This is a genomic window from Bradyrhizobium sp. 149, assembly GCF_023073915.1.
In the GTDB taxonomy this organism is placed as follows: domain Bacteria; phylum Pseudomonadota; class Alphaproteobacteria; order Rhizobiales; family Xanthobacteraceae; genus Bradyrhizobium.
In genome coordinates this window covers 383,792-402,852 of record NZ_JADPKK010000022.1, presented here as the reverse complement: position 1 = coordinate 402,852, position 19,061 = coordinate 383,792, and the positions used below count along the sequence as shown (strand labels likewise).

17 protein-coding genes and 1 tRNA gene are annotated in these 19,061 nt (G+C 64.6%); 11 read left to right on the top strand and 7 right to left on the bottom strand.

Annotation, left to right across the window (positions count from 1 at the left end):
- Positions 1 to 7 precede the first annotated feature (7 nt).
- From IVA88_RS19575 to IVA88_RS19560, 4 genes are all read right to left on the bottom strand, one after another.
- A complete protein-coding gene (locus IVA88_RS19575) occupies positions 8 to 595 on the bottom strand; it encodes an NADH-quinone oxidoreductase subunit B (protein WP_247498846.1) in 588 nt (195 codons plus the stop codon).
- Positions 586 to 951, bottom strand: a complete 366-nt coding sequence (locus IVA88_RS19570) for an NADH-quinone oxidoreductase subunit A (protein ID WP_008136158.1) — start codon at positions 949 to 951, stop codon at positions 586 to 588. Before IVA88_RS19570 ends, IVA88_RS19575 begins: the two co-directional genes overlap by 10 nt.
- A gap of 578 nt (positions 952 to 1,529) precedes the next feature.
- A complete protein-coding gene (locus IVA88_RS19565) occupies positions 1,530 to 3,782 on the bottom strand; it encodes a TonB-dependent siderophore receptor (protein ID WP_247498845.1) in 2,253 nt (750 codons plus the stop codon).
- A 176-nt stretch (positions 3,783 to 3,958) separates the two neighbouring features.
- Entirely contained in the window at positions 3,959 to 4,474 is a 516-nt protein-coding gene (locus IVA88_RS19560; RefSeq protein ID WP_247498844.1) for a MarR family winged helix-turn-helix transcriptional regulator, read from the bottom strand.
- A gap of 179 nt (positions 4,475 to 4,653) precedes the next feature.
- On the opposite strand from IVA88_RS19560, the gene IVA88_RS19555 reads away from it, so the two are divergent.
- The 3 genes from IVA88_RS19555 (at position 4,654) to IVA88_RS19545 (ending at position 7,545) form a co-directional block, all read left to right on the top strand.
- Positions 4,654 to 5,844 (top strand): aromatic ring-hydroxylating dioxygenase subunit alpha, encoded by a 1,191-nt coding sequence (locus IVA88_RS19555; RefSeq protein ID WP_247498843.1) that lies wholly within the window; start codon positions 4,654 to 4,656, stop codon positions 5,842 to 5,844.
- A gap of 60 nt (positions 5,845 to 5,904) precedes the next feature.
- Positions 5,905 to 7,200, top strand: a complete 1,296-nt coding sequence (locus tag IVA88_RS19550; protein WP_346657614.1) for an MFS transporter — start codon at positions 5,905 to 5,907, stop codon at positions 7,198 to 7,200.
- A gap of 141 nt (positions 7,201 to 7,341) precedes the next feature.
- Positions 7,342 to 7,545: a hypothetical protein gene (locus tag IVA88_RS19545; protein ID WP_247498841.1), complete on the top strand. Its 204-nt coding sequence runs from the start codon at positions 7,342 to 7,344 to the stop codon at positions 7,543 to 7,545.
- A 60-nt stretch (positions 7,546 to 7,605) separates the two neighbouring features.
- Here the strand turns inward: IVA88_RS19545 and IVA88_RS19540 are convergent, their stop codons facing one another.
- Complete coding sequence (locus IVA88_RS19540) at positions 7,606 to 8,439, bottom strand: FkbM family methyltransferase (RefSeq protein WP_247498840.1); 834 nt, start codon at positions 8,437 to 8,439, stop codon at positions 7,606 to 7,608.
- A 231-nt stretch (positions 8,440 to 8,670) separates the two neighbouring features.
- Positions 8,671 to 8,747, bottom strand: a tRNA-Asp gene (locus IVA88_RS19535).
- 252 nt (positions 8,748 to 8,999) lie between these two features.
- Here IVA88_RS19535 and IVA88_RS19530 point away from each other — a divergent pair.
- From IVA88_RS19530 to IVA88_RS19520, 3 genes are all read left to right on the top strand, one after another.
- On the top strand, positions 9,000 to 9,314 hold the full coding sequence (locus IVA88_RS19530; RefSeq protein ID WP_007610993.1) for an HU family DNA-binding protein: 315 nt from the start codon (positions 9,000 to 9,002) through the stop codon (positions 9,312 to 9,314).
- 100 nt (positions 9,315 to 9,414) lie between these two features.
- Positions 9,415 to 10,665 (top strand): peptidase T, encoded by a 1,251-nt coding sequence (gene pepT / locus IVA88_RS19525; protein WP_247498839.1) that lies wholly within the window; start codon positions 9,415 to 9,417, stop codon positions 10,663 to 10,665.
- 20 nt (positions 10,666 to 10,685) lie between these two features.
- Complete coding sequence (locus IVA88_RS19520) at positions 10,686 to 11,567, top strand: alpha/beta hydrolase (protein WP_247498838.1); 882 nt, start codon at positions 10,686 to 10,688, stop codon at positions 11,565 to 11,567.
- 18 nt (positions 11,568 to 11,585) lie between these two features.
- On the opposite strand, the gene IVA88_RS19515 is transcribed toward IVA88_RS19520, so the two are convergent.
- On the bottom strand, positions 11,586 to 12,473 hold the full coding sequence (locus IVA88_RS19515) for a hypothetical protein (RefSeq protein WP_247498837.1): 888 nt from the start codon (positions 12,471 to 12,473) through the stop codon (positions 11,586 to 11,588).
- 373 nt (positions 12,474 to 12,846) lie between these two features.
- Between IVA88_RS19515 and IVA88_RS19510 the strand changes: the two genes are divergently transcribed.
- The 5 genes from IVA88_RS19510 to IVA88_RS19490 all read left to right on the top strand — a co-directional run bounded on the left by IVA88_RS19510 (position 12,847) and on the right by IVA88_RS19490 (position 19,059).
- Positions 12,847 to 13,080: a hypothetical protein gene (locus IVA88_RS19510; protein WP_247498836.1), complete on the top strand. Its 234-nt coding sequence runs from the start codon at positions 12,847 to 12,849 to the stop codon at positions 13,078 to 13,080.
- Between the two features lie 111 nt (positions 13,081 to 13,191).
- Complete coding sequence (locus IVA88_RS19505) at positions 13,192 to 13,545, top strand: hypothetical protein (protein WP_247498835.1); 354 nt, start codon at positions 13,192 to 13,194, stop codon at positions 13,543 to 13,545.
- 54 nt (positions 13,546 to 13,599) lie between these two features.
- Positions 13,600 to 14,874, top strand: a complete 1,275-nt coding sequence (ihpA, locus tag IVA88_RS19500) for a divalent metal ion exporter subunit IhpA (protein ID WP_247498834.1) — start codon at positions 13,600 to 13,602, stop codon at positions 14,872 to 14,874.
- Positions 14,871 to 15,848 (top strand): divalent metal ion exporter adaptor subunit IhpB, encoded by a 978-nt coding sequence (gene ihpB / locus IVA88_RS19495; RefSeq protein ID WP_247498833.1) that lies wholly within the window; start codon positions 14,871 to 14,873, stop codon positions 15,846 to 15,848. The genes ihpA and ihpB overlap by 4 nt, the downstream gene beginning before the upstream one ends.
- Positions 15,841 to 19,059 carry a CusA/CzcA family heavy metal efflux RND transporter gene (locus IVA88_RS19490; protein ID WP_247498832.1) on the top strand — a complete coding sequence of 1,073 codons (3,219 nt, stop codon included), beginning with the start codon at positions 15,841 to 15,843 and terminating at the stop codon, positions 19,057 to 19,059. Before ihpB ends, IVA88_RS19490 begins: the two co-directional genes overlap by 8 nt.
- Positions 19,060 to 19,061: the final 2 nt, after the last annotated feature.

The following is a 19,061-nucleotide window of genomic DNA, read 5'->3' as shown; positions in this document are numbered from 1 at the left end:
TAAAACCTTAGCGTTCGATGGTGCCGGTGCGGCGGATCTTCTTCTGCAGCAGCAGCACGCCGTAGAGCAGCGCTTCCGCCGTGGGCGGGCAGCCCGGCACGTAGATGTCGATCGGCACGATACGGTCGCAACCGCGCACGACCGAGTAGGAATAGTGATAATAGCCGCCGCCGTTCGCGCAGGAGCCCATCGAGATGACGTAACGCGGCTCGGGCATCTGGTCGTAGACCTTGCGCAGCGCAGGCGCCATCTTGTTGGTCAGGGTGCCGGCGACGATCATCACGTCGGACTGACGCGGCGAGGCACGCGGCGCGAATCCGAAGCGCTCGACGTCGTAGCGCGGCATCGAGACCTGCATCATCTCGACCGCGCAGCAGGCGAGACCGAAGGTCATCCACATCAGCGAGCCGGTGCGCGCCCAGGTGATGAGGTCGTCGGTGGCGGCCACGAAGAAGCCCTTGTCGGAGAGCTCCGAATTGACCTCGAGGAAGAACGGATCATTGGCCCCGACCGGCTTGCCGGTCGACGGATCCAGGATGCCCTTGGGGGCCGGCGCAAGAACCGGACCGGCGGACAAATTCGGGTTCAATCCCATTCCAGTGCGCCTTTCTTCCATTCATAGGCGAACCCGACCGTCAACACGGCGAGGAACACCACCATGGACCAGAAGCCGGTCGCGCCAAGCTTGCCGAACGCCACCGCCCAGGGAAACAGGAACGCCACCTCGAGGTCGAAGATGATGAAGAGGATGGCGACCAAATAGAAGCGGACGTCGAACTTCATGCGGGCGTCGTCGAAGGCGTTGAAACCGCACTCATACGCCGACAGCTTTTCCGGGTCCGGCTGCTGGAACGCCACGATGAAGGGCGCGATCAACAGCACCAGGCCGATGAGGCCCGCTACCCCTATGAAGACGACGAGTGGAAGATAGTTCTGCAGAATGCCGCTCATTGACGAGCCCTTTTTCCCGCAGCCTCGGGACAGCCACGGATTCGTCCAGTTTGGAATTGTTCTGAGCCTTAGCGCAGTGCACCAATGGGCGCAAGACACGCTCTTTTTAGGCCCTTTGTCGCCCTCAAAACGGTGGAAATCCCGGAATCACCCCGCGGCTGGTATGGAGCAGATCGACCGCCCCAGCAAGGGCGCTCCGATCAGTCCACCCGCGCTGGGCCGTGACGTCCGTTGTTGGGAAGGCTCACTTTATCTAGGCCGCGACGCAGCAAAGTCCAGATTACAACGAGCATAGCTGCTCGCACCGTCAGGCGAGCGATCCGGGAGCCATGCATCACGATCGGACCCGGGCTCGTCTGGCGAATGCGTCGGTCGGGCGCGCGCCCGCTTCCGCCGCCGCTCAATGGGTGGCGAGCGCGGCGGGCTGCGACGTGCTGGATCGTCGCGCGCGCCGCGCTCGCGTGAGCTTCGGGCCGGGGGGCATGGCCCGCGAGCTCATCGATCTCGTGGCGGAAGCCGGTGACGAGCCTGTCAGGCTCTCACGATGGCCTCCCCCTCGCCGGTTCTCGTCATGGGCCTCACCATTTGTACGACACGCTGGCGGTGACGCGCCGGCGGTCGCCGTAGAAGCATGACGTTTCCGACGCGCAGCTCGCGACGTAAATCTTGTCGGTCAGGTTGATCACATTGATGGCCGTGCGCCAGTTCTGCCATTCGTAGTGGACCGCGAGATCGGCGAGCACGACCGCGGGAACCTCGAGGGTATTGGCGGCGTCGGCCCAGGACGAGCCGACATAACGCACGCCACCGCCGAAACCAAATCCCGCCAGCGGTCCGTCCTTGAAGGTGTAGTCCGCCCAGCCGGACGCCAGCATCTGCGGCGTATTGGTCGGCGTCTTGCCGACGAGGGCCGGATCGAGGTCCTTGCTGTTGAAGAGGTGATAGCTGGTGAAGGCGCCGATAAGTTTCAGCTCCTGGGTGACGTTGGCCACCGCATCCAGCTCGATACCGCGCGAAGTCACCTCGCCGGTCTGGTTCTGCAACAGCGGGAAGAGCGGATTGGATGTCAGGGCATTCTGGCGCTTCAGATCGAACGCGGCGACCGTGAAGTAGCCGTCGAACCCGCGAGGCTGCACCTTCACGCCGATTTCGGTCTGCTGGCCGGTTTCCGGCAAAAGCAGCTGGTTGACGGCATTGAGGCCGATGACCGGATTGTAGCTCGTGGCATATGACACATAGGGCGCGATGCCGTTGTCGAAATTGTAGATCAGCCCGGCGCGCCCGCTGAACCTGCTGTCGTTGCGGCTGCCTACCGTGGCGCCCGTGCCACGATCGTCCTGTGTCGTCTCGACCCAATCGTTGCGGCCGCTCAGCACCAGCGTGAAGTTACCGAGCTTCATCTGGTCCTGAAGATAGGTGCCGGCCTGCTTCTGCGTGATCTTAAAGTTCCGGAACGGAGTGCCCGTGAATGGAATGTCACTCAATCCATAGACGGGATTCAAGACGTTGATCGATGGGACGCCGAATCCAAAAAGTTGGTAATCATCGATCTGATAGTCCTTCAGATCCACCCCGAACAGCATGGTGTGCTTCACGGGGCCGGTGCCGAAGCGATACTCCAGCTGGTTGTCGAGATCAGCCTGGTTGGCGGTATCTTTCGCATACCAATTATAGCGAGCGAGAGTGGCCGTGTTGGCGTTGTCCCAGTTATTGCCGACGTAGCCGCGATAGGTCACGTCGACATGCGCGAAGCGGGCGTTCTGGCGGAAGGTCAGATCATCCGTGAGCTTGCGCTCGAACTGGTAGCCGAGCATTTCCTGCTCGCGCGTGAACTTGTCGACGTTTGGATCGCCGCTGAAAAAGCTGGTCGGAATCTTGCCGAACGGTGCATTGGTCACCGTGCCCTGATAGGGCAGGAAGTTGATCCCGCGCGTTTCCTGCCGCGAGGCCGACGCCAGCACCGTGAATGTCGTGTCGGCATCCGGCTTCCAGGTCACCGACGGCGCGATGAAGTAGTTGTTGTCAGGCGTGAAGTTGACCTGGGTGTTGCCGTTCTGCACCTGGCCGACGATGCGGTAGAACAGCTTGCCGTCCTGGGGCTGCGTCGCGACCGGACCGCCGACATCGAAGCCGAGATAGGCGTTGCCGAAATTGTTGACACCGGTCTCGATGTAGCGGACGGGCTCGGCTGGCGGCAGCTTGCTGATGACGTTGACGATGCCGCTTGGGCTCGATCCGCCATAGAGCACCGCGGACGGACCGCGCAGGACTTCGACCCGCTCCATGTTCGGAGTCTGCAGCTTCCAGCTTGCATAGGACGTGTAGAACAGCTGCATGCCGTCGAGGAACAGCCCGACGTCATCGGACTTGAAGCCGCGGATCAGCCACCAGTCATTGCGCGTGTCCGCGCCGAAGGTCCCGGCGCGCACGCCGGCGGTGTAGCGCAGGACCTCATCGAGCTTGTTCGGCTTCTGGTCGCGGATCTGCTCGGCGCCGATCACTGAGACCGATTGCGGCGTCTGCATGATCGGCGTGTTGGTCTTAGTGCCCGACGAACTGCGGTCGGCGACGTAGCCGTTCACCGGGCCGCGCGGCGTCTCGACGAAACCGACATCGCGCTGCGGCTGCGGCTTGTTCCGGTTGGCGGTCTGCTGCGATGATCGCGGCGCGCGGTGCTGGGCGGAGGCGGCCGCCCGGCGGCGCGCTTCCGGCGCGGTGACGGTCACCGAAGGAATGTTCTGCGCGCCACTCTGCGCAGAAGATTGCGCAAACGACGCTTGCGGCATCAATACCCAAGCGGATGCGGTCGCCAATACGGCCGAACGCAGCATTCCAAAACTGTTCAACGCGCCACCCCAAAACTGCGTGTTTTGACCGCGCATGCCGCCGGTCCCATGACGGCGTGCGCTTGGGCGACGCTTATGGGAGCGCGCGCGGATTTCCTAATTGAAAGCTTCTTAGAAAGGGTCTTAGAAGCGATCCAACATTTCCGGATGTTGTCGAGAGATCAGCGTGAGATTTTTTCGGCCTCGAGCATCTCGGCGGCGATCGCCGTCAACTGATCGACCTGCTGCAGCAACGTCTCGAACTCGGCTTCGCTCAGATGTTCGCGCAAACGCCGATTGCGCTCCTGCGCACCGGCAACGATCGCATCATGTGCTGCAAGGCCCGTTGCGGTCAGCGAGACCAGCACCTCGCGGCTGTCTTTTGGATTCGCCGATTTCGCGATCAACTTGCGCGAGACCAGTTCCGCGAGCGCCCGGCTGATCTGCCCCTTGTCGTGGCCGACGGCTTCGGCGAGCCGGGCCACGCTCATCGGCGGCCGCCGGCCGAGCGAGGCGACCAGGCCGAACTCGACCGAAGACAATCCGGCGAGGCGCTTGTAGCGCAGGATCGCGCCGCGCTTGAGCAGGTTGGCCAGCACCATCAACCGCGACGACAGCATCACGGTGATGGGCGCCGGCGAGTGACTTGCGTCCGCATCGGACGATGTGCGCCCGTCCCCGCTTGATATCTGGCTCATGATCCACCTCTGCCAAGAAAGCCGCAGTGTGCCAAGTCTTGGTAGCGCAACCTCCCCAGCCTGATCCGAATGCGATCAAGAGGCATCTGGAAATTCGTTGACATTGTCATCGGTTGCCCTTCACTGCTGTTCAAGGCGTCGGAAGCCGGGCCAGCAAGGCCGACAGCGGGAGGATCAGCATGACCATTACCCAGCGGGATCGCGATCTCGGAACGGCCTATGCGATGAAACCGGCGCACACGCGGACCGAGCTCACCTCGGTCGTTCGCGGCAGCCCGATGGGCGAACTGCTCCGCCGCTACTGGCATCCGGTCGGGCTCATCAGCGACGCCACCGACACCCCGAAGAAGGTTCGCGCGCTGGGCGAGGATCTGGTGCTGTTCCGCGATAAGCACGGCCGCGCCGGCCTGCTGCACGCCCGCTGCTGCCACCGCGGCACCACGCTCTATTATGGCAAGGTCGAGGAGGACGACATCCGCTGCTGCTATCACGGCTGGAAGTTCGACACCGAAGGTCACTGTCTGGAGCAGCCCTGCGAGCCCGACGGCGGCCAGTTCAGGGACAAGGTGCGCCAGCCCTGGTATCCGGTCGAGGAACGCTACGGATTGATCTTCACCTATATGGGCCCGGCCGAGAAACGCCCGGTGCTGCCGGCCTACGAATGCCTGGAGACCATGGACGACGGCGAGTTCGTCGAGGCGGACGATTCCTCGATTGGCGGCGGCGGGCCGGCGATCATCCCCTGCAACTGGCTCCAGCATTTCGAGAACGTGGTCGATCCCTACCATGTGCCGGTGCTGCACGGATCGTTCTCGGGCCCGCAATTCACCGACATGATGGCTTCGATGCCGGAGGTGAAATTCGACAAGACGCCGCGCGGGATCGCCGTGCGCTCGATCCGCAAGCAGGATGACGGCAAGGTGTTTTACCGCGTCACCGAGGCGGCGCTGCCCACCCTGCGCGTCGTGCCAAACCCGCGCGTGGCGCAATTCGCCCGCGTCGAGTCGATCGGCTGGACGCTGCCGATCGACGACACGTCTTTCCGCATCTACGTCGCCGGCCGCGTCAAGAACGCCGGCGACATCGGCCGCATGCGCTCGAAATTCAACGGGAAATTCTGGTGGGACATGACCGAGGCCGAGCACCAGCAATTCCCCGGCGACTACGAGGCCCAGGTCGGCCAAGGCCCGCAGACCGTCCATTCCGAGGAGCATTTCGGCCAGAGCGACCGCGGCATCCTGTTGATCCGGCGCATGCTGAGCGAGCAGCTCGAAGCGATGGAGGCAGATCGCGACCCCATTGGGGTCTGCTTTGACGCAAGCGCACCGCTAGTCGAATTCGAAGCGGGGAACTACATCCGCGACGCGTGAAGCAGCCGGGCCCAATCAAAGCTGGACCGACAACGATAACAAAGACTAATGGGGGACGCGATGGTCGATGTGACATCACAAATGTCGGTGCAAACGGCCGCTACGGCAAAGCCCTCGGCGCGGCGCTATTACGTGCTGGGCCTGCTCACGATCATCTACGCGCTAAATTTCCTCGACCGCACGATCTTCAACGTCCTGATCGAGCCGATCAAGAAGGAGTTCCAGCTCAGCGACACCATGATGGGCCTGCTCGCGGGCTTCGGCTTCGCGCTGTTCTATTCCCTGCTCGGCATTCCCATCGCGCGCGTCGCCGACCGGCTCAATCGACGCAACATCGTCGCTGCCGCCTTCGCGTTCTGGAGCGCGATGACGGCGTTGTGCGGCGCCGCTTCGAGCGTCACCTCGCTGGCGCTGGCGAGGATCGGCGTCGGCATCGGCGAATCCGCGGGCTCGCCCGCCTCGCAATCGATCGTCGCCGACCTCTTCGCCAAGAACGAGCGTCCGCGCGCGCTCGGCATCTACGCCGTCGGCACCTATCTCGGCGTCTTCCTCGGCTACTTCGTCGGCGGCTACGTCAACCAGCACTATGGCTGGCGAATGGCGTTCTACGTTGCGGGCCTGCCCGGCATCCTGCTCGCCTTGATCCTGTGGCTGACGATCTCCGAGCCGAAGCGCGGCGCCATGCAGGAGAATTTCGTGCCCGAACCGCTCGGGCCGACCCTGCGCTTCCTGGCCTCACAGCAGAGCTTCATCATCGTGCTGATCGGCTTCTGCCTGACCACCTACACGAACTACGCGACCGCGGCCTGGATCCCGCCGTTCCTGGCGCGCGTGCACCATCTGTCGAGCGCCGAGATCGGCACCTATGCCGGCACCTTCAAGGGCCTCGCCGGCATGGCCGGCACTCTGCTCGGCGGCTTCGTGGTGGCGCAGGTCAGCCGCCGCGACGACCGCTGGAAGCTGTGGGCGCCCGCGATCACCTCAGGCCTCGCCGGCCCGGTGTTCGCGCTCTGCATGCTGACGCAGGACTTTGCGATGATGGTGGCCATGCTGGCGCTGACATCGTTCCTGGTCGGCTTCCATCTCGGGCCGATCTTCGCGATCGCGCAGACCGTGGCCAAGCCGAGCATGCGGGCGCTCGCCTCCGCCCTGATCGCGCTCACCGCGACCTGCTTCGGCCAAGGCGTCGGCCCGCTCGCCGTGGGCGTGGTCAACGATGCCCTGAAGGGCGCTTACGGCGCCGACGCCGTGCGCTATTCCCTGCTCTCGGCGGCGGTCACGACCACGTTGGGGGCGCTTCTGTTCGTTTGGGCGGCCCGCACGATCCGGGCCGATATCGGCCGGGCCGCAGCCTGAGACAGGCTCGGGACGCCTCCCCCCCGGCAAAGCCCGCGGCGGGAGATGAAACCATTTTGCGGAACCCGCGAAACCATCCGGAAACAGACGGTCCTTACAACAAGAGCCACAGACGGCGGCAAAGCCCGTCGGGAGGCTCGGATGAACCACTCAATTCACTCTGCTGATCGTGCGACCCACCTGAAGATCGTGGTAGTGGCACTGGTGGCCGGCATCACGGTTGCCGGCTTCGGGATCGCAGCCCGGACCAATGCCGATTACAGCCAGACCGCCCAGTCCACCCACGTGATCAAGGCCGGCAAGCCGGTCGCGGTGACCAGCGCCGGGACATCGCAGATCCGCTAGCGACGGAAAAGGTCCGGTTTGACACCAAACGGCCGCCTCCGGGCGGCCTTTCAATTCAGGTCAATAGCTGCCGCAACAATGCTTGAATTTCTCGCCTGAACCGCAGGGACAGGGATCATTGCGGCTGACATCGCTCTTCCCATAACGCAGCCGGTTGAGGGCCTTCCTGTTCTGCTCGAGGATCATCTTGCGGCGCGTCTCCTGCACCCCGATCACCGCAGCGTTGTCGCCGGCATCCCAGAACGCCTGCGGCTTGAGATGGGCGAGCTTGCCGCTGACATAGACCGGGTAGAACCAACCAAGCGTTCCGTCGCGCAGGCGCTGCAGCGTCGTCAGGTCGTAGAGAAAAAAGCCGGCATCGACCAGCATCGCGTTGATATCCTGGAAGTCGTCAATGTCGGTCTCGCAGACGACAACGCTGCAATTCTCGAGCACGTCGCGCGCGCCCTTCAGCGCGGCCTCTTCCGCGCCCTGCACATCGAGCTTGAGAAGGAACGGCGGCCTGAGCGACAGCTCCTTGACCAGCGCATCAAGCGTCGTCGCCGGCACTTTCACTTTGCTGGTGATCAGGTCGTTGACCCGCGACCAGTAGACGTCGCCTGCCGGGCGCAGCGACGACCAGTAGGGATGCACCGACTCGGTGATCTCGATCTCGCCCTGGTGGTCGGTGATGGCGCAAATGCGATAGTGCCCGCCAAGCGCCTCCTTGATCGCCTTGAGGGAGTCCTCATAGATCCTGTTAGCGTCGACGTTCAGTGGCACCGCACCGCTGAGGCACGACAGATGGTTGAGCACAAAGTGCCCGTCGGCGCAGCCGAGGTCGATGACGGTGCCGTAGCGCACGCCCTTCGCGAACAGATTTTGCAACGTCGCGCTGAAATCGGCTGCCTGCATGAAATCGATCCGAACAATACCGGATTGAGCGGTAGCATGTGGTCAACGGCGCGATCAACTCGGCGTGGTGCCAGCACTGCGCGCACGTTTCGGGCGCAACAGGAGGCCGCGCGGGCGTGGGAGTTTGAGCCGGTCGACGGCCAAAAAGCACGCAGGAGTCGCGTCGCGAGCGACTGGGGATCGAAGCGAGACGAGGATTCCGAGGTAAAGGTATGAAAGGATTGCCAAAAATGGCGCGAGAGACGGGGCTCGAACCCGCGACCTCCGGCGTGACAGGCCGGCGCTCTAACCAACTGAGCTACTCCCGCGTGACACGCAAATGTCTGCGGAACGAGGGGGGACTTAAAGGCCGGACCTGTTGAAGTCAAGGATGTTGCATCCACAGCCTGAACGATCGGATTTCCGCGGACGGCAGCAGGCACGGATGTGAGCCGCAATCATACTGCCGGCGTAGTCAGTCCGGTCCCGAATCGTCTACGCCTCCAGGAACTTGCGGGTTCAGGGGTCGTCGCCCGGACCATTGGCAAGAATCGAGGCGCCAGACATCGAGGAGGCCAGACATGGCCAAGAAGGATTCGGCGAAGAAGGCAGCCGCTCCCGCCACCATCACACTCAAGCACCTCGCCGCCGACATCGCGGAGAGCCAGGACTTGTCGAAAAAGCGCGCCGAAGCCGTTCTGACCGATATGGTCGACCTGATCACCAAGCACCTGAAGAAGGGCGACCGCGTCCGCATCGTCGGGCTCGGCATTCTCCAGGTCCGCAAGCGCGCCGCCCGCACCGGCCGCAATCCCGCCACGGGCGAGCCCATCCACATCAAGGCCAGCAAGAAGGTCGCCTTTCGTCCGGTCAAGGAACTCAAAGAGGCGATCTGACCGCTCACGTTCGTTAAGCCTGATCAGCGTCGTCCGACCTCACCGCGGCCTGCTTTTCTGGTATACCGCCTCTATCCCTTGATCGGCGGTTTGACCAGAAATGTCCTCCCTCATCTTTTCGCACACCGTGACCGAGCGCTTCCTCCGCTACGTCACCATCGACACCCAGTCCGATCCCGAATCCCCGGCCTCGCCGTCGACCGAGAAGCAGAAAGATCTCGGCCGTGTCCTCGCCGCCGAGCTTCGGGAGATGGGCGTCGAGGACGCCCATCTCGACGATTACGGCTACGTCTATGGAACGATCCCGGCGAACACGACCAAGAAGGTGCCCGTGATCTGCTTCTGCTCGCACATGGACACCTCGCCCGACTGCTCGGGCAAGAACGTCAAGCCGCACATGGTCAAGAACTATCGCGGCGGCGATATCACACTCTCGGGCGACACGAGCCAGGTGATCCGCTTCGCCGAGCATCCGGCGCTGAAGAACCAGATCGGTAACGACATCATCACCACCGACGGCACCACGCTGCTCGGCGCCGACAACAAGGCCGGCGTCGCCGAGATCATGGATGCCGCGCATTTCTTCATCAACAATCCGCAAGTGAAGCATGGCACCATCAAGATCCTGTTCACGCCGGACGAGGAGATCGGCCGCGGCGTCGACAATGTCGACCTGAACAAGCTGGGGGCGGACTTCGGCTACACCATGGACGGCGAGAGCGCGGGCTGCGTCGAGGACGAGACCTTCTCGGCGGACGGCGCCACCATCACCATCAATGGCGTCAGCGCCCATCCCGGTTATGCCAAGGGCAAGATGGAGCACGCGATCAAGATCGCAGCCGCCATCGTCGAGCGCCTGCCCAGGGAAGGCTGCTCGCCCGAGACGACGTCAGGCAAGCAGGGGTTTCTGCATCCGATCGGCATCGAGGGAGCGCTGGAGCAGGCAACGCTCTCCTTCATCGTGCGCGACTTCACCGAGGAAGGGCTGAAGGAAAAGGAAGTCCTGCTCGAGAACATCGTCAAGGACGTGATGAAGGATTTTCCGCGCTCGACCTACAAGTTCGACGTGCGGGAGCAGTATCGCAACATGAAGCAGGTGATCGACCGTCACCCGCACATTCTCGAATACGCAGTCGAAGCGATCCGCCGCGCCGGCCTGCGTCCGATACGCACCGCGATCCGCGGCGGCACCGACGGTTCCCGCCTCTCCTTCATGGGCCTGCCCTGCCCCAACATCTTCGCCGGCGAGCACGCATTTCATTCCCGGCTCGAATGGGTCAGCCGGCAGGATATGGAGAAGGCGGTGCAGACGATCGTTCACCTCGCCATGATCTGGGAAGAAAAGGCCTAGCGCCACTCGGAGAGGCAGTGATGACCGGGCTTGCTCCCGGCCGTCATCCGGGGCGCGTCCCGTCGTTGGTGTTGAACATGCAATCGATGCAGCACATTGTGTCTGGTCGCGCCAGGCTTGCAACCGAGGTTGCAGGCAGCGGCACTGCGATCGTCTTTCTTCATGCCAACGTGTGCGATAGGCGCATGTGGCGCGCCCAATTGAATGGAATAGGTGGCACTCACAAGACGGTCGCTTATGATCGAAGGGGGTTCGGCGAAACTCGCGCCGAGCCGGAGGACTTTTCCGCCCTCGCAGACCTGGTCGCGGTGCTGGGGGCCACCGCAGGCGACCAGCCCGCAATCCTCGTTGGCTGCTCCCTCGGCGGCCGCATCGCGCTTGATGCCGCACTCCAGCATCCGTCGCGTGTTCGCGCCCTCGTTCTGATCGCGCCGAATGTCGCCGGCGCAGCCGATCCCGTCTACACCCCTGACATCGAGACGCTGATGCTCCAATCGAGGCAAGCCGAGGCATCCGGCGACCTCGATCGGTTGAACGCAATGAAGGCGCGCCTCTGGCTGGATGGACCGCTGGCGCCCGAAGGCCGCGTAGCCGGTGCCGCTCGCGATCTGCTCCTTGATATGAACGGCATAGCGCTCCGGTCCCCACCATTCGGATCGGAGGTCGACCTTCGCCCCTTCTTCCACCGGCTTCATGAAATCGCGGTGCCAACCCTGGTCATATGGGGCGACCTCGATTTCCCCTACGTCCAGGAACGCTGTCGCCAAGTCGTCGCGTCAATCCCAGACGCGGAGAGCCATGAAATGCCGGGCGTGGCACATCTTCCTAGCCTGGAGCGCCCGGCGGAAATCACAACTCTCATTGCCGAGTTTATCCGCCGGCGTGCCGGGACAGACAGGTAGAGACCACGCCTGATCCGCTTACGGCACCGGCATCGCGCGCGGAGTGCGATGGAAGCGGTTCGAGCTCGCCATCCAGTTCGGCAACGGTTCGCCGTCGCGATGGCGGCCGCCGGCAACCGCCGCAGCCCAGGCCACCGCAGCGCCGATCAGGGTTGCTGCTGCAACGGAGAAGGCGACGATGATGGAGTTACGCCGCGCCCGATTGATGGACGTCTTTGAATCTGCGATCAGCGCGTCGACCCGTCGTTCCGAGTCGGGTGCCGCGAGTCCTGTCAGCGCGGCCACCTGCTGCACGAGGTAGGTCCGGTCGTCGGTGCTGACACCGCTGTGGCTCGATGACGTCATCAGGATGCGTCCCGCTTCGGCACGAGCTTCCCTGAGGTCCGTGTTGGCGGGCCGCCGCGGTGCGCGAAACAGCTTGTCCAGCTCATAACTCAACAGAGGCTCGGCGGCGGACGTATTGCCGGCCGAGCTGCGCATCGGCGAACGGTCAATCGCAGCTGCGCCGAGCAGCGCGAGCAGAGCGGCACCAAGCAGCACGGCGAGCGCCCAGGACATCAGCCCGTGCAGCCCATCCCGCCGCTCGCCATCGTCTTCGATCGTCGCGATCGCCGGCGCTGGTCGCGTTGTCCGGCCCGCGATATAGCCGCCAAAGCCGAAGCTGATGATGGCCTGGATGATCAGATACAGGCCGGAGAGCAGAGCCAGCGCCGCCGACGCATCGCGCCAGGTCGGCGAGGCCGAACTGACGCCAAGGCCGATGGTGACGCCAAAGCCGATGAGGATGAACGACATCGCACCGGCGGCCAAAGCGCCTGCGACCACCGAGCTCCATCGGATGGTGCGGCGATCCTCCGCAGAAGCCACGCCGCCCTCCCCTAAATTGTCCTGCACAAGAGTTTCCATCGCGACCCTCTCAGCGCAGACCGAAGAACGACAGGATCGCCATGATCACGACGATCAAGCCGATGAGATAGATCAGTCCGTCCATAGTCCATCCTCCTCAAACATTGCTGGTCGCTAATCAGGACGAATGACGAACGTTCCTAAATTCGGCATCCGCCATGGAACGAACCGGCGCGATGCGGATTAGTTGTCCAAGTCCCAAGGACGAAGATTGTGAGCACAGAAGGCCTCAGCCGGTCAGCCCCGGCTGGGGCCTTTGCGCGTCTGCATCGCCTTGCCTGTCGCCTACCCGTCCTTGTCCTATGTTAACGACGCCGGCTCTTCGATCATCGAGGATGCGACGGGGCGGAACCTTCCGGATCGGGAGAGCCGCGTGGATCGCAGAACCGCGTGCCTTCGTCAGGCAGATGCATTCCGGGAAAAGGCGATCGCCGATCCCGAGCACCACGACCAGTGGATCGATGAAGCCATCAAATGGCTGGAGCGGGCCATGGAAGCCAGCTGTCGCGCCGTCGTCACGGTCGAAGCCGGCGACACCGGCGATATTCCGGAGATGGCACGCGGAGCGGCAGGCGATGCTCGACTGAATCTGATCACGCGCCAATGAGAAGAGCTGCCGCCGCTGCGGCAATTGTTCCAGGGACGTAACAATGTTGCGGGTCGACACTGTTCCCGCCCCCATGCTAGGCCGGACACAGACTGCAACCAGAGTGACGTCGTGCTCGCGAACCGCCAGCCCTCAGGATCTTGCCGGCCGCGCAACTGGCGCGGGCTGCTGGCTGTGCTGATCGCGGTTGCCTACCTGCTCGCGGGCGCGCTGCACGGCTTGCACGACATTGACGTCACCACGCCCGGCGGCGGCTCGGAGATCAGTGAGGTCCTTGACGGCTCTGCGGACCACAAGGCCATCGGCGGGCATCATTGCCATGGCTGCTTCTCGGTGACGGTCGCGCAGCCCGCGCCGCCGGCCGCATCGATCGGGCTCCTGTCCGCATCGCGCCCGCAACGCGCATCCCGGCTCGCCGGCATTGTCCTCGATACCGATTCCCCGCCTCCCAAACATGTTGCCTGAGCGGATTGGTCGGGCGCCCCGCGCCCATTAGGTTCATCCTTCACAGGTCGTTTCATGTTTTACAGGGGAATGGCCGCGCGCCTGGCGTGCGCGGCAGCGTGTCTGATTGGCGGATTGGCGCTTGCGCCGTCCCACGCCCAGACACTGACGATGCGCAGCGCGCTCTCGCGCGCGCTGGCCACGAGCCCGCGGCTGACCGCGGCGGAGCGCGACGTCGGCATCGCCACGGGCCAGCGCATCCAGGCAGGCGCGCTTCTCAATCCGGATCTGTCCTACGAACAGGACAATTCGTTCGGATCCGGAATCTATCGCGGCACGCGGTCGGCCGAGACCACGGTTCAGATCAGCCAGGCCTTCGAGCTGTTCGGCAAGCGCGACGCGCGGATTGCAGCGGGCGTCGCCGGCATCGAGGTCGCCGCGATCCAGCGCAAGGCCGTCAGGCTCGAGGTGCTGTCGGAGACCGCGATCGCCTTCCTCAGCGTGCTCGGCGCACAGCGGCGCATCCAAATCCTCGACGAGCAGATCACCGCCATTGACCGGCTGACACCGCTTTTGCGCCGCCGCGTCGAGGCTGGTGCCTCCTCGCCGGCCGAGACCGGCCGTGCGGAGGTCGCATCCGCACTGGTGAAGGCCGACCGCGAGCGCTTCAAGGCGACGCTGGCGAGCGCCCGGCGCGAGCTTGCGGTGCTGATGGGCGACGCGGCACCCAAATTCGGCGAGGTCTCCGGCCGGCTCGACACCATGGGGCGGCCGCCGACGTTCCAGTCGGTCGTCGCCGCCATCGATGCCAATCCGCAGCTGGTCCGCTGGACCGCGATCTATGCCCAGCGCAACGCCGAACTGTTGCTGGCGCGGCTCAGGCCCTATCCCGACGTGCGGATCGCCGCCGGCTGGCGCCATTTCAACGAGACCAATGACGACGCGGCGCGCCTCACCGTCTCCGTGCCGATCCCCGTGTTCGACCAGAACCAGGGCAATATCCTTTCGGCGCAGGAAAGCCTCGCCAAGACCAAGGCCGAGCGCGAGGCCAACCGCAACACGCTGATCGTGGTCGCCGGCCGCGCCTACGACTCGCTCCAGGGCTCGCTGCGCGAGCTCGCCGTGCTGCGCGAGAGCGCCATTCCCAGGGCCACCGAAGCCTCGGATGCAATCGCGCAAGGCTACGGCCAGGGCCGCTTCAGCCTGCTCGAAGTGCTCGACGCCCAGGCGAGCGTCACCCAGGCACGGCTGCGCGAGCAGGAGGCGCTGCAGAACTTCCACGCAGGCGTCGCGACCATCGAAGGCCTCGTCGGCAATCCCTTCACGCTGGCGCGGGAGAGCGCACGATGAAGACGTCCTCGACCATCCTCGTCGCATTCGTTGCCGCCGCGCTCGGCGCTTACGGCTATTCCCTGCTCGGCCCGGCGAGGGTCGAGCACGCCGAACACGCCGCAGACAAGAAGCCGGACAAGCCGAACGACCATGTCGAGCAGGACGAGCACGGCGCCGACCGGATCCGCATCTCCGACGTCAAGCTTGCGGCCGCGGGCGTGACGCTGGCGGAAGCCGGGAGCGTCACGCTGACCGACACGCTCGCCTTCAACGGCATCCTGCGCGCCAACCAGGAAGCCGTGGTGCAGGTGACGCCGCGCTTTCCCGGAATTGCCAAATCGATCCAGAAGCGCATCGGCGACGAGGTCGGCAAGGACGATCTGCTCGCCGCGATCGAGAGCAACCAGAGCCTCACCGTCTACGAGCTCAAGGCGCCGATTGCCGGCACCATCATCGAGCGGCAGATCTCGCTCGGCGAATACGCCTCCGAGCAGAAGCCGGCCTTCGTCGTCGCCGACCTCTCCAGCATCTGGGTCGATCTGTCGATCTATCGGCAGGATCTGCGGCGGGTTCGCCTCAACGACGAGGTGCTGATCGATCCCGACGACGGCCGAGGCGAGATCAAGGGCACGATCTCCTACATGGCCCCGATCGGCAGCAGCGAGACCCAGACCGCGCTCGCACGCGTGGTGCTGCCAAATCCGGACGGACGCTTGCGTCCCGGCCTGTTCGTCACGGCGCGGCTGATCCTCGCCGCACGCAACGTCGCGGTCGCCGTGCGCCGAAGCGCGATCCAGACGCTGGAGAACCGGACCATCGTGTTCGTCCGCGAGGACGGCGACAAGATCGAGGCCCGCCCCGTGGAGCTGGGCGATTCCGATCCGCGCCATGTCGAGATCAAGGCGGGCCTTTCCGCCGGCGAGCATTACGTCGCCGAAAACAGCTTCGTCGTGAAGGCGGAGATGGGCAAAGGCGAGGCCGAGCATGATTGAGCGTCTGATCGCGGTCTCACTGCAGCAGCGCTGGCTGGTCCTGCTGCTCGCGCTCGGCGCCGTCGCTTTCGGCGCCTGGAACTTCCAGCGCCTTCCGATCGACGCCGTGCCTGACATCACCAACGTCCAGGTCCAGATCAACACCCGCGCGCCCGGCTATTCGCCGCTGGAAACCGAGCAGCGCATCACCTTCCCGGTGGAGACCGCGATGGGCGGCCTGCCCAAACTCGACTACACCCGCTCGCTGTCGCGCTACGGCCTGAGCCAGGTGACGGTCGTCTTCAAGGACGGCACCGACATCTATTTTGCCCGCCAGCTCGTCGGCGAACGGATCAGCCAAGTGAAGGACCAGCTTCCGGCCGGCGTCGAGGTCGCGATGGGACCGGTCTCGACCGGACTCGGCGAAATCTTCATGTACACCGTCGAGGCCAGGGCGGGCGCGAAGACGCAAGGCGGCCAGGACTATTCGCTGACCGATCTGCGCACCGTGCAGGACTGGATCATCAAGCCGCAGCTTCGCAACGTGCCGGGGGTGATCGAGGTCAACACCATCGGCGGCTTCGAGCGGCAATTCCACGTGCTCCCCGATCCCGGCAAGCTGATGGCCTACCGGCTCGGCTTTCGCGACGTCATGACCGCGCTCGCGGCCAACAATGCCAATGTCGGCGCCGGCTATATCGAGCGCAACGGCGAGCAATATCTGGTTCGCTCGCCGGGCCAGGTCGGCGACGTCGGCGAAATCCGGGACATCGTCATCGGCTCGCGCGGCGGCAATCCCGTCAGGATCAGGGATATCGCGACCGTCACCGAAGGCCGCGATTTGCGCACGGGAGCCGCGACGCGCGATGGCGAGGAAACCGTGCTCGGCACCGCCATGCTGCTGATCGGCGAGAACAGCCGCACCGTGGCCCGCCGTGTCGCGGCCCGGCTCGAGGATATCGCCAGATCGCTGCCCGACGGGGTCGTGACGCGGACCGTATACGACCGCACCCATCTGGTCGAAGCTACCATCCGCACAGTCGAGAACAACCTGCTGGAAGGCGCGGCCCTGGTCGTGGCCGTGCTGTTCCTGATCCTCGGCAACATCCGCGCCGCGCTCGTGGTGGCCTGCGTCATTCCGCTGTCCATGGCCATGACGATCACCGGCATGGTCGAGACCAAGGTCAGTGCGAACCTGATGAGCCTGGGCGCGATCGATTTCGGCATCATCGTCGACGGTGCCGTGATCATCGTCGAGAACTGCCTGCGCATGCTGGCCGAAGCCCAGCGAGAAAAAGGCGGGCTGCTCACGATCTCCGAGCGGCTGCGCGCGATCCGGCGCGGGTCGCGCGAGGTCATCAAGCCGAGCCTGTTCGGAACGCTGATCATCGCGGTGGTCTACCTGCCCGTGCTGACGCTGACCGGCGTCGAAGGCAAGATGTTCACGCCGATGGCTCTGACCGTGCTGATGGCGCTGGGCGCCGCGATGCTGTTCTCCGTCACCTTCGTGCCGGCGGCCGTCGCCATCTTCGTCACCGACAAGGTGTCCGAACAGGAAAACCTGTTCATGCGGCTGGCGAAGCGCGCCTACCTGCCCCTGCTCCGGCTTGCGATCGACAATCGGCTCAGCGTCGCGATCATGGCCGCCATCATCGTGGTCGCAAGCTGCGTTGCCGCCGCGCGCATGGGCGGCGAGTTCATTCCGAGCCTGGACGAGGGCGATATCGCGCTGGCCTCGATCCGCATTCCCGGCACCAGCCTGACCCAGTCGCTGGACCTGCAAAAGGCGCTGGAAAAGCGCATCAGGCAGATTCCGGAGGTGAAGGAGTTCTTCACCCGCATCGGTACCGCGGAGATCGCGACCGACCCCATGTCCCCGGCGCAGACCGACGGCTACATCATGCTGAAGCCGCGCGCCGAATGGCCCGACCCTGACAGGCCCAAGTCGGACGTGATCGATGCCATCCACCGTGCCGCCGACGACATTCCCGGCAGCGCCTATGAAATCTCCCAGCCGATCCAGTTCCGTGTCAACGAGCTGATCTCCGGCGTGCGCAGCGACGTCGGCGTCAAGGTCTTCGGCGACGACCTCGACATCCTGCAAGGCGCGGCAAGACAGGTGGAGGCCGCGATCCGCGGCATCCGCGGCGCCAGCGACGTCAAGATCGAGCAGGTCTCGGGCCTGCCGATCCTGACCGTCCGCCTCGATCGCCAGGCGCTCGCGCGGTACGGGCTTAGCATCAGCGAGGTGCAGGGCATCGTCGAGATCGCAGTGGGCGGCAAGTCGGCCGGCAAGCTGTTCGAGGGCGACCGTCGCTTCGACATCGTCGTGCGCCTGCCGGAACATCTGCGCGGCAATCTCGAGGCGATCCGGGCCATTCCCATCCCGCTGCCGCCGGGTGAGGAAGTGGCGTCCAGCACGCCGATTCGGACGGCCTTGCCCGCCTCGCCCCTCGCCCAGATGCGCTATGTGCCGCTGTCGTCGGTCGCAACCGTCGATGCGACGCCCGGCCCCAACCAGATCAGCCGCGAGAACGGCAAGCGACGCATCGTCGTCACCGCCAATGTCCGCGCGCGCGATCTCGGCTCCTTCGTCACCGAGGCCGAGGCGGCCGTCGCGGAGAAGGTCAAGCTGCCGCCGGGCTATTGGATCGGCTGGGGCGGACAGTTCGAGCAATTGGTCTCCGCCACCAAGCGGCTGACGCTCGTGGTGCCGGTGGCGTTGCTGCTGGTGTTCCTGCTGCTGTTTATGGGCATGGGATCGGCGGCGGATGCGGCGCTCGTGTTCTCCGGCGTGCCGCTGGCGCTGACCGGCGGCGTGATGGCGCTGCTGCTGCGCGGCATTCCCTTATCCATCAGCGCCGGCGTCGGCTTCATCGCGCTGTCGGGCGTCGCCGTGCTCAATGGCCTCGTGATCATCGCCTTCATCGAGCGGCTGCGCAGCGAGGGGCATCCCATCGGGGACGCGGTGCGCGAGGGCGCGCTGACACGCCTGCGTCCGGTGCTGATGACGGCGCTGGTCGCGTCCCTCGGCTTCGTGCCGATGGCGCTGGCGACCGGGGCCGGTGCCGAGGTGCAGCGGCCGCTTGCGACCGTGGTGATCGGCGGCATCATCTCCTCGACCGTGCTGACGCTCCTGGTGCTGCCGGCGCTCTACGTGCTGTTCCGCCGTGACGGGGCTGCCGAAACGCCTACAATGGCGCCTGATTTGGCAGCTTCCGGGGAGCGCTAGAA